This is a genomic window from Micromonospora cabrerizensis (assembly GCF_022230955.1).
In the GTDB taxonomy this organism is placed as follows: domain Bacteria; phylum Actinomycetota; class Actinomycetes; order Mycobacteriales; family Micromonosporaceae; genus Micromonospora; species Micromonospora cabrerizensis.
The window spans coordinates 20,938-30,781 of sequence record NZ_JAKKFI010000002.1; the positions used below are offsets into that span (position 1 = coordinate 20,938).

Below are 9,844 nucleotides of genomic sequence, written 5' to 3' on the forward strand. Positions count from 1 at the left end.
CACACCGGGTCGGTCAGCCCTTGTCCGAGCCGTCGTTGGCGTCGCGGACGAAGTACCGCTGGAACACCACGAAGATGATCGCCACGGGGATGGTGGCCAGCAGCGCCGCGCCGAGTTTGAGCGGGTACTGCGTGCCGCTGCCCAGTGACCCGCTGACCAGGTCGGCCAGCCCGCGCGGCAGGGTGAACAGGTCCGGGTCCTGCACCGACACCAGGCTGTGCGGGAACTCGTTCCAGGAGCCCTGGAACGACAGGATGACCAGGGTGATCAGCGCCGGCTTCGCCATCGGCAGCACCACCGACCAGAAGGTGCGGAAGACGCTCGCCCCGTCGATGCGGGCGGCCTCCTCCACGCTCACCGGGATCGACTCGAAGAACTGCTTCATGATGAACACGCCCGCCGCGTCGGCCAGCAGCGGCACCACCAGCCCGGCGTAGCTGTTGTAGATGCCGAGCTGGTTGAGCACCAGGAACTTCGGGATCAGCAGCACCACGCCGGGCACCGCCATCACCGCGATGACCGCGGCGAACAGCCCGCTGCGTCCCCGGAACCGCAGCCGGGCCAGCGCGTACCCGGCCAGCGAGTCGAAGAACACCCGACCGATGGTCACCAGCACCGTCACCAGCAGCGAGTTGCCCAACCAGAGCGGGAAGTTGGTGCCGGCGAAGATGCGCTCGAAGTTGTCGAACGTGAGCGGGCCCGGGAACGGCGACAGCGGGTTCGCCGCCGCGTCGGCCTCGGTCTTGAGCGAGTTGCTGAGCTGGATCACGAACGGGTAGAGGAACACCAGCCCGAAGAAGACCAGCGTGGCGTACCCCAGGAAACGGGTGGCCAGGGTGCGCGCTGCGCGCTCGTCACGCCGCGCGGGCGCGGGCGCCGGCCGGTCGGTCCGCACGGCCATCTCAGGACCTCCCCGGTACGCGCCGACGCCACCGGCCGCGTCGCGGTCGGTCGCCGTCCCGCTCGGCCAGCGCTCGGCGCTGGATCAGCGTGAGCACGATGATGATCAGGAACAGGACGAACGAGATCGCCGCCCCGGAGCCGTAGTCGAAGTCCCGGAAGGCGGTCCGGTACGACAGGTAGGCCGGGGTGAGGGTGGTCTTGGCCGGGTCGCCCTGGCTCATCACGTACACCTGGTCGAAGACCTGCCAGGAGCCGATCGTGCCGAGGGTGACCACCAGGAAGGTGGTGGGCCGGATCAGCGGCAGGGTGACGTGGCGGAACCGCTGCCACCGCGACGCGCCGTCGAGGGTGCTCGCCTCGTCCAGCGTCACCGGCACGTTCTGGAGCGCGGCCAGGAACATCAGCATGAAGGTGCCGGAGGTGGTCCAGACGACCAGCGTGATGATCGAGACCATGGCCACGCTCGGGCCGGCCAGCCAGTCCCACCAGCTCAGGCCGAACGGGCCACCGTCGGCCAGCGCCGCCGGTGGTGAGTCGACGCCGACCGTGCCGAACAGCAGGTGCAGCACGCCCCGCGAGTCGGCGAACCACTCCGGGCCGTCGATGCCGAGGAACCCGAGCAGCGCGTTCACCGCGCCGGAGTTGGCGAACAGGAACAGGAACACCACGCTGATCGCGACCGAGCTGGTGACCGAGGGGAAGTAGAAGGCGCTGCGGAAGAAGCTCTTGCCCTTGAGCATCCGGTTGTTGACGACCAGCGCCAGGCCGAGCGCGAGCACGGTCTGCGCCGGCACCACGATCGCCACGTAGTACATGTTGTTGCGGACGCTGGTCATGAAGTCGCGCCGGGCCAGGCCGTCCTCGGTGAACAACTGGGTGTAGTTGTGCGCGCCGACGAACGGCACGTCCGCGGTGAACGGGCTGTCCTGGCCGTTCCAGTCGGTCAGGCTGACCCAGAACGCCATCAGGATCGGCAGCAGCAGGAACAGCCCCAGGATGACGATCACCGGCGCGACGAAGAGCCAGCCGGCGAGGTTCTCGTTGCTCCGGATGCCGCCCCCGCGCCGGCGAGGACCCGCTCCGGGCGTGGTCGCCACGGCGGTCAGTGTCTCGGTTGCCATTCTCCCCTCCCTCCCTCTCTCAGGCCGACGGCACGGCAGGGGCCCCGTGCATGCCGGAGCCCCTGCCGTCACGTCAGCTGCCGCCGAGCGCCGCCTTGGCGTTCTTGTCGAAGTTCTGCAGGACGGTCTTCGGGTCGCCGTTGGTCAGGCCCTGGATACCGGTGTCGAGGTCCTTGAGGACGCTGTCCATCTTCGGGGCGTTCACCGGGCCCTGGGCGTACGCGGCGCCGTCGATGAACGGCTTGTCGTCGGGGTTGGCCGCGATGTACTGGTCGCGGACGGACTGCCGGGACGGCATCACGCCGACCGCCTGGGCGAAGGTCAGCTGCTGCTCCCCGCTGGTCATCGCCTCGACAAACTTGATCGCCTGGTCCTTGTACTTACTCTTCGCCGCGATGCCCCAGCACTGGGTAAAGGAGAGCGTGCCCTGCCCCTTCGGGCCGGCCGGCAACGCGACGACCTTGTACTTCACGTTCGGGAAGTCGTTCTTCAGGGCGCCCTTGATCCAGTTGCCCTCGATGGTCATCACGGCCTTGCCCTTGCCGAACGCCTCACCGGACCAGCCGGCGTCGAGCTGCTTCGGGAACTTCGCCAGGCCGGTGGTGAGCATGGTCTTCACGTACTGGAGGGCGGCCAGGTTCTCCGGGGTGTCCGCGGTCGGCTGCTGGCCGTCCTTGCTCAGCAGCCAGCCACCGTTCTGCACCATGAAGGCGCCGACGCGGTCCCGGGTGTCGCCGAGCGCCAACGGGACCTGCCCCTTGGCCTTGATCTTCTGGGCGGTCGCGGTGAGCTGGTCCCAGGTGGTCGGCACGTCGGCGTCGGTCAGCCCGGCCTTGGCCCACAGGTCGGTGTTGATCTGGAGGGCCAGGGTGGAGAAGTCCTTGGGCGCGCAGTAGAGCTTGCCGTCGTGGGTGAAGGTGGTGCGCAGGCTCTCGTAGAAGTCGCCCGTGTTGCTGATCTTGTCGCCGTACGGCTCAAGGGCACCGACGCTGGCGTAGTCGGCGAACCGGGCCGCGTCGACGTAGAAGACGTCCGGCGGGGTGCCGCCGGCGAGCGCCTGGCCGAGCTGCTGGGTGAGGTCCTGCGCCGGGGTGACCGTGGCGGTGTTGCCGGAGCTGGTCGTCCACTTCGCCGCGGCGTCCTGCACGGCCTTGGTCTCGGCCTCGCCGGAGGATCCGATCAGGATCTGCAGGCTGGCCGGGCCACTGGACTGGGCGGCATCGTCGGACGAGTCGTCGAAGCCGCTGCCGCAGGCCGCGGACCCGAGAAGGGCGACGGCGGCGAGGCCGGCCACCGCGGCCCGGGTGAGGGTTCTGGGTGCCATGTTCTCTCCTGGTGGGGGGTGGGACTACGCGGTGTGCCGCAGCGCCAGCGAGGGCTGGAGCAGCACGTGGGTGGGGGTCTCGTGGTTGCCGTCGAGGACCCCGGTGAGCAGGTCCACGCAGCGGGCGGCGGCCTCGCCGAGCGGTTGGCTGACGCTGTCCAGCCCGACCGCGACGGCCACCGGCGTGTCGTCGAAGCCGATCACCGCCACGGGCGGGTCGATGCCGCGGATCGCCTGGAGGGCCCCGAGTGCGAGCGAGTCGCTGGCGCAGACCACGGCGGTCGGCGCCTCGGTGCCGAGCAGGTCGCGCATCAACCGTTCGCCCTCGGCGATGCCGTCCTCGGTCTCCCGGTGCAGCCCGGTCGGGTCGACGCCGGCAGCGTGCAGCGCGTCGCGCCAGCCGGCGCGCCGGTCGTCGCCGACGCCGGAGCCGCTCGGCCAGCCGATGAACGCGACGCGGCGGTGCCCGGTGGCCAGCAGGTGCCGGGTGGCCTGGGCGGTGCCGGCCGCGCCGTCCACATCGACCCAGGGGTGCGCGTCGAGCGCGTCCCACGGGCGGCCGAAGGTCACGAACGGCACGTCCCGGTCGGCGAGCCATTCGGTACGCGGATCGCCGTACTTCGTGCCGACGAGCACGAATGCGTCCAGCTCGTACGTGCCGAGCAGGTCGTCGTACGTGGTGATCTCGCGCTCGTCGTCGGTGGCGGTGTAGAGCAGCACCCGGTAGCCGGCGGCGTCGGCGGTCTCGGTGAGGCCGTGCAGGAAGCGGTCGAGCACGGAGCCGTTGATGCCGTCGCGGGTCGGCTCGATCCGGGCGGCGATGAGCCGGGAGCGGCCGGTACGCATCTGCCGGGCTGCCTGGTTGGCCCGGTAGCCGAGCGCGCTGATCGCTTCCTCGACGCGCTCGCGGGTCTCCTGCCGCACGATGTGCGGCGCGTTGAGCACGTTGGACACGGTCTGCCGGCTGACTCGGGCGTGCCGGGCCACCGTCGCGATGGTCACCTTTTCGGCCACTTAATCCCTCTCGCCGTCTTGAACGATCCAATCTGGATAAGGCAGGATTAGATCGTTCAAGTTTCTGGAATGTTTCGCACTTTGCACCGCCGGGGGCGCGTTGTCAAGATGCCTGCCCCGCACCCTGAGGATCTGGAGCTACACCGTGATCGAACGCCAGCTGCAACCCCTCCTGCACGAGTTGGTGGGGGTCGTCTTCGCCCCCACCAGCGCGCTGGGGGACGCGACCGGGCAGATCCGCCCGACCGGCGTCCAGGGCGTCTTCCACGCCGACGCCCGGGTGCTCTCCCGGGCCGAGCTGCGGGTCGACGACCAGGAGCTGGAAGGACTGACCCGCGGCGACGACGGGCCGCACGGTGCCCGCTTCGTGAGCCTGGCCCGCTGGCTCGGCGACCCCACCCCCGATCCGACCGTGCGCGTCGACCGACTCCGTCGGGCCACCCGCGACGGCCTCACCGAGGAGCTGCGGCTCGTCTCCACCGCCACTGCCGACGTACGGGCCACCGTCACCGTCGACCTCGGCTGCGACCTGGCACCCATCGAGGTCGTCAAGTCCGGTGGCGCCACCGCCGCACTGGAAGCCAAGGTTGGCCAGCCAGGCGTGCTCACCTGGTCGGCCCAGGGGATCACCGTCACCGTCACCGCGCCGGGCGCCGACGTGCTCGCCACCGGTGAGCGGGCCACCGCACCCCGGCTGGCCTGGGCGGTCGAGCTGCCCCCCGGCGGTACGACGCTGCTGCGCTGGCAGCTGACCGTCGAGGACCCGCGGGCCGTCGTCGTCGGCCCGACCGGCGAGCCGCAGTGGTCCCGGCCCGAGGTGACCGCGGACGACCGACGCCTGGTACGACTGCTCGACCGCAGCCTGGACGACCTGCGCGCCCTGCGACTGGCCGAGACCGGCGCCCCGGACGACGTGTTCCTCGCCGCCGGGGTGCCCTGGTTCCTCACCCTGTTCGGCCGGGACAGCCTCTGGGCCGCCCGGATGATGCTGCCGCTCGGCACCGACCTCGCCGCCGGCACCCTGCGGGTGCTGGCCCGCCGGCAGGGCACCCGGCACGACCCGGCGACCGGCGAGGCCCCCGGCAAGATCCTGCACGAGCTGCGTCGGCATGAGTTCGCGCTGCCCGGCAACGGGCTGCGCCTCCCGCCGGCGTACTACGGCACCGTCGACGCCACCATGCTCTGGGTCAACCTGCTGCACGACGCGTGGCGCTGGGGCCTGCCCGCCGAACAGGTCGAGCCTCTGCTGCCGGCCCTTCAGGCGGCCCTGGGCTGGCTCGGCGAACACGCCGACCCGGACGGCGACGGCCTCGTCGAGTACGTCGACACCACCGGGCACGGGCTGTCCAACCAGGGCTGGAAGGACTCCGGCGACGCCGTCCGCTTCCGCGACGGCACGCTGGCCACCGCGCCGATCGTGCTGGCCGAGGTGCAGGGGTACGCGCACGAGGCGGCGGTGAACGGCGCCGCCCTGCTCGACGCCTTCGGCCACCCCGGCGGCGACCGCTGGCGTGAGCACGCCGCCACGCTGGCCCGTCGGTTCCGGGACAGCTTCTGGGTCGACGGCCGGCACGGCCCACAGCCCGCGCTCGCCCTCGACCGCGACAAGCGGCCCGTCGACTCACTGACCAGCAACATCGGTCACCTGCTCGGCACCGGCCTGCTCGACCGCGAGGAGGAGGCCCAGGTCGCCCGGCTGCTCACCACCGACACGCTCGCCGGTGGGTTCGGGCTGCGCACCATGTCCACCGAGGACGCCGGCTTCAGCCCACTGTCGTACCACTGCGGCTCGATCTGGACCCACGACACCGCGATCGTGCTCGCCGGGCTGGCCCGTGGCGGGCACCGGGAAGCCGCGCTCGGGCTGGCCGAAGGGCTGCTCAGCGCGGCGGAGGCGTTCGACTACCGGATGCCGGAGCTGTACGGCGGTGACGACCGCTCACTGGTGAACCGCCCGGTGCCGTACCCGGCCGCCTGCCGACCACAGGCGTGGGCCGCGACGGGCGCGGTGCTCCTGCTCCAGGCCGCGACGGGGCTCTACCCGGACGTGCCGGGCGGCACGGTCCGGTTGGCCCCGCTGGCGGGAGCCGAACTCGGTGCCGTCGCGGTTAACGGCCTCCGCGTGGCCGACACCCCGGTGAACGTCACGGTCAGCCAAGCCGGCGAAGCAACAGTGACCGGCCTCCCCACTCCCCTGACCCCAACCCTCCCCACCCAACGCCGCCCCAAAAACCCCCTCCCCCACTAACCCCACCCACGGCCCCGGTCCCCGCCCCCGCCCCACGCCCCGCCGGGTCGCGCCCGCCCCCGCCCCGCCGGGTCGATCAAGGAGTTGTGGTGCCCCGCAAAAGGTGCAGATGCTGAGATAGCACCCACCACAACTCCATGATCGAGGCAGTCGGGCGGGGAGGGGGGCGCGGGGCGGGGAGGGCGCGGGGCGGACGGGAGGGCGGGGCGGGAGGGCGGGGCGGGGGTCAGGGGGTTTGTTCGGCTATCAGTTCTTCTTCGTCCACCGCTCCCGTGGGGTGGAAGCCGAGGGACTCGTAGAGGGCTGCCGCCGGGGTGTTGTCCGGGTGGTACGAGAGGCGCACCGGGGGGTTGCCCGCTCGGGCCGCCAGCCAGGGGGCCAACGTCTGCACGGTGGCCCGGCCGACGCCCCGGCCCTGTTCGGCGGCGTCGATCAGCATTCCGCCGATCCAGTGCGAGCCGTCGTCGTCCACGCCCCACATGACGTGGCCGACGACCGTCTCGTCGGCGTACACCGCGAGCGAGGTCCACACCTCGGAGCGGCTGCTCAGCAGCAGGTACCGCGCGCCCAGCGCGGCCACGAACCGGCGCTGGTCGTCACGTGGGGCGACGTCGGCCACCGCCCGCCAGTTGTCGTCGTCGACCGGCCGGAGCGTCACTCGCCGCCCACTCCGATCCAGGTGTCCCCCATTGATCATCCGCCGGATGCTACCCGAGCTGGGGCTTCAGATCTTGGACAGTTTCCGTTAGCGCTGAACGGAAACTGTCCAAGATCTGCCGCTGGCGGAGGGACGGACCGTCAGTCGAGCAGGGCGTCCAGGCCGACGGTGAGGCCGGGGCGGTTGCGCACCGCGCGGACGGCCAGCAGCACGCCCGGCATGAACGACACCCGGTCGTACGAGTCGTGCCGGATGGTCAGCGTCTCGCCGGTGCCGCCGAACAGCACCTCCTGGTGGGCGACCAGGCCGGTGGCGCGCACCGCGTGGACGCGTACCCCGTCGATGTCGGCGCCGCGCGCGCCCGGCACCTCGTCCTTGGTGGCGTCCGGCACCGGGCCGAGGCCGGCCTCCGCGCGGGCCCGGGCGATCTGCCGGGCGGTGTGGGTGGCGGTGCCGCTCGGGGCGTCCAGCTTGCGCGGGTGGTGCTGCTCGATGATCTCGACGGATTCGAAGTGCCGGGCGGCCCGGGTGGCGAACTGCATCATCAGCACCGCGCCGATGCCGAAGTTCGGGGCGATGACCACGCCCACCCCGGGCTTGTCGGCCAGCCAGCCGCGCACCTGCTCCAGCCGCTGCTCGGTGAAGCCGGTCGTGCCGACGACCGCGCTGATGCCCTGCTCGATGCACCACTGGAGATTGTCCATGACGACATCGGGTGTGGTGAAGTCGACGACCACCTCGGCGGCGGACACGGCGGAGCGGCTGTCGCCCTGGTCGATCGACGCCGTGAGTTCGAGGTCGTCGGCGGCGTCGACCGCCTTGCAGACCTCGATGCCCATCCGGCCGCGGGCACCGAACACGCCGACCCGCAGCGGCTCGGCCGGGGTCTTCTCCTGCTCGTCAGTCACGCGGCACAACCTATCCCAATCGGGACGCGCGCCTCCGGTCGGATCGGGTGTGCTCCACCGGCCGGGACGCCCGAGCGGGACGCCGTCGACCAGGTCGCGCGGCAGACCTCAGACCGCGAAGTCGCCGGCGCCGAAGGGGCCGACCACGGCCAGCGACATCGGCCGGCTGAGCAGCTCGGCGGCGAGGACGTTGACGTCCTCCACGGTGACCTCGTCGACCCGGCGGAGCAGCTCGTCGACCGGCATCAGGTCGCCGTAGAGCAGCTCACCCTTGGCCAGCCGGCTCATCCGGGAACCGGTGTCCTCCAGGCCGAGCACGAACGAGCCCTTGCTCATGCCCTTGCCCCGGGCCACCTCGGCCTCGGTCAACCCGTCGGCGGCGACCCGGGCCAGCTCGGCGCGGGTCAGGGCCAGCACCTCGTCCACCTTGCCCGGCGCGCAGCCGGCGTAGACGGCGAACAGGCCGGTGTCGGCGTACTGGCTGGCGTAGGAGTAGACCGAGTACGCCAGGCCGCGCTGCTCGCGGATCTCCTGGAACAGGCGGCTGGACATGCCGCCACCGAGCACGTTGTTGAGCACACCGAGGGCGAAGCGCCGCTCGTCGAGGCGGTCGATGCCGGGGCAGCCGAGAATGACGTGCGCCTGCTCGGTCTCCTTCGGCTCCACCACCGTGGTCGCCGGCTTCGTCCGTACCGCGGGGGTTGCCGCGCGGTACCGCGCCGGGGTGGCCGGGTCGCTGTCCAGGGGGGTGCCACGCACCGCCTGGCGGACCATCTTGACCACCGCGGCGTGGTCGAGGTTGCCGGCGGCGGCGATGACGATCTCCGGCGCGGTGTAGCGGCTCCGGTAGAAACTCTGGATCTGCCGCCGGGTCATCGGCGTGACGGTCTCGGCGGTGCCGGAGATCAGCCGGCCCAGCGGGTGGTCGCCGTAGACGGCCTGGACGAAGAGGTCGTGCACCTCGTCACCGGGCTCGTCGTCGTGCATGGCGATCTCTTCCAGGATCACGCCACGCTCGGTCTCGACGTCGGCCGGCTCCAACAGCGAGTCGGCCACCAAGTCGCACATCACGTCGACCGCGAGCGGCAGGTCCTCGTCCAGCACGCGGGCGTAGTAGCAGGTGTATTCCTTCGTGGTGAAGGCGTTGGTCTCGCCACCCACCGCCTCGATCTGCGAGGAGATCTCCAGTGCGGTGCGCTTGTGGGTGCCCTTGAACAGCAAGTGTTCGAGGAAGTGCGCGGCACCGGCCTGCGGGCCGGTCTCGTCACGCGAGCCGACCGCCACCCACACGCCGAACGAGACGCTGCGCATCGCCGGGATCGCCTCGGTGAGCACGCGCAGCCCGCTGGGCAGCACGGTACGTCGTACCGTGCCGCCCAGCGGGTCGTCGCTGAGCGTTCGGGTCACCGCGCGGGCGGTGCCGCCGGAGCGGCCCGCCCCGGTGTCCCGAGAGGCCACCCCCCGTCGATCCGGTGGAAACGGCGCGCTGATGGCCCGACTCACGTACTGCTCCCGGTTCGACGAGGGGTGGGTGATGCGAGGTACGACGATCAGCTGTGCCGGGTCCGGCGGCGCGGACGCTCGCCGCCCTCGCCACCCTCGCCGCCGCCGCCGTTGCCGCCCTCGCCGCCGCCGTTGCCGCGCTCCGGGCCACGCCCGCCCCGGTCG

The 9,844-nt window shown here is 71.6% G+C and carries 8 protein-coding genes; 1 reads left to right on the top strand and 7 read right to left on the bottom strand.

Annotated elements, in window-relative coordinates:
* Positions 1-13: 13 nt before the first annotated feature.
* The 4 genes from LADH09A_RS00540 to LADH09A_RS00555 form a co-directional block, all read right to left on the bottom strand.
* Entirely contained in the window at positions 14-901 is an 888-nt protein-coding gene (locus tag LADH09A_RS00540; protein WP_238642636.1) for a carbohydrate ABC transporter permease, read from the bottom strand.
* 1 nt (position 902) lies between these two features.
* Positions 903-2,024, bottom strand: a complete 1,122-nt coding sequence (locus tag LADH09A_RS00545) for a carbohydrate ABC transporter permease (RefSeq protein WP_238642638.1) — start codon at positions 2,022-2,024, stop codon at positions 903-905.
* Between the two features lie 73 nt (positions 2,025-2,097).
* A complete protein-coding gene (locus tag LADH09A_RS00550; RefSeq protein WP_238642640.1) occupies positions 2,098-3,348 on the bottom strand; it encodes a sugar ABC transporter substrate-binding protein in 1,251 nt (416 codons plus the stop codon).
* Between the two features lie 24 nt (positions 3,349-3,372).
* On the bottom strand, positions 3,373-4,362 hold the full coding sequence (locus tag LADH09A_RS00555; protein ID WP_238642642.1) for a LacI family DNA-binding transcriptional regulator: 990 nt from the start codon (positions 4,360-4,362) through the stop codon (positions 3,373-3,375).
* 145 nt (positions 4,363-4,507) lie between these two features.
* On the opposite strand from LADH09A_RS00555, the gene LADH09A_RS00560 reads away from it, so the two are divergent.
* Positions 4,508-6,610, top strand: coding sequence for an amylo-alpha-1,6-glucosidase (locus LADH09A_RS00560; protein WP_238642644.1), 2,103 nt, complete (start codon positions 4,508-4,510; stop codon positions 6,608-6,610).
* 226 nt (positions 6,611-6,836) lie between these two features.
* Here LADH09A_RS00560 and LADH09A_RS00565 read toward each other — a convergent pair whose 3' ends face one another.
* The 3 genes from LADH09A_RS00565 to LADH09A_RS00575 form a co-directional block, all read right to left on the bottom strand.
* Entirely contained in the window at positions 6,837-7,307 is a 471-nt protein-coding gene (locus tag LADH09A_RS00565) for a GNAT family N-acetyltransferase (RefSeq protein ID WP_238642646.1), read from the bottom strand.
* 101 nt (positions 7,308-7,408) lie between these two features.
* Positions 7,409-8,176, bottom strand: a complete 768-nt coding sequence (dapB, locus tag LADH09A_RS00570; protein ID WP_238642648.1) for a 4-hydroxy-tetrahydrodipicolinate reductase — start codon at positions 8,174-8,176, stop codon at positions 7,409-7,411.
* A 108-nt stretch (positions 8,177-8,284) separates the two neighbouring features.
* Positions 8,285-9,679 carry a M16 family metallopeptidase gene (locus LADH09A_RS00575; RefSeq protein ID WP_238642650.1) on the bottom strand — a complete coding sequence of 465 codons (1,395 nt, stop codon included), beginning with the start codon at positions 9,677-9,679 and terminating at the stop codon, positions 8,285-8,287.
* Between the last annotated feature and the right edge of the window lie 165 nt (positions 9,680-9,844).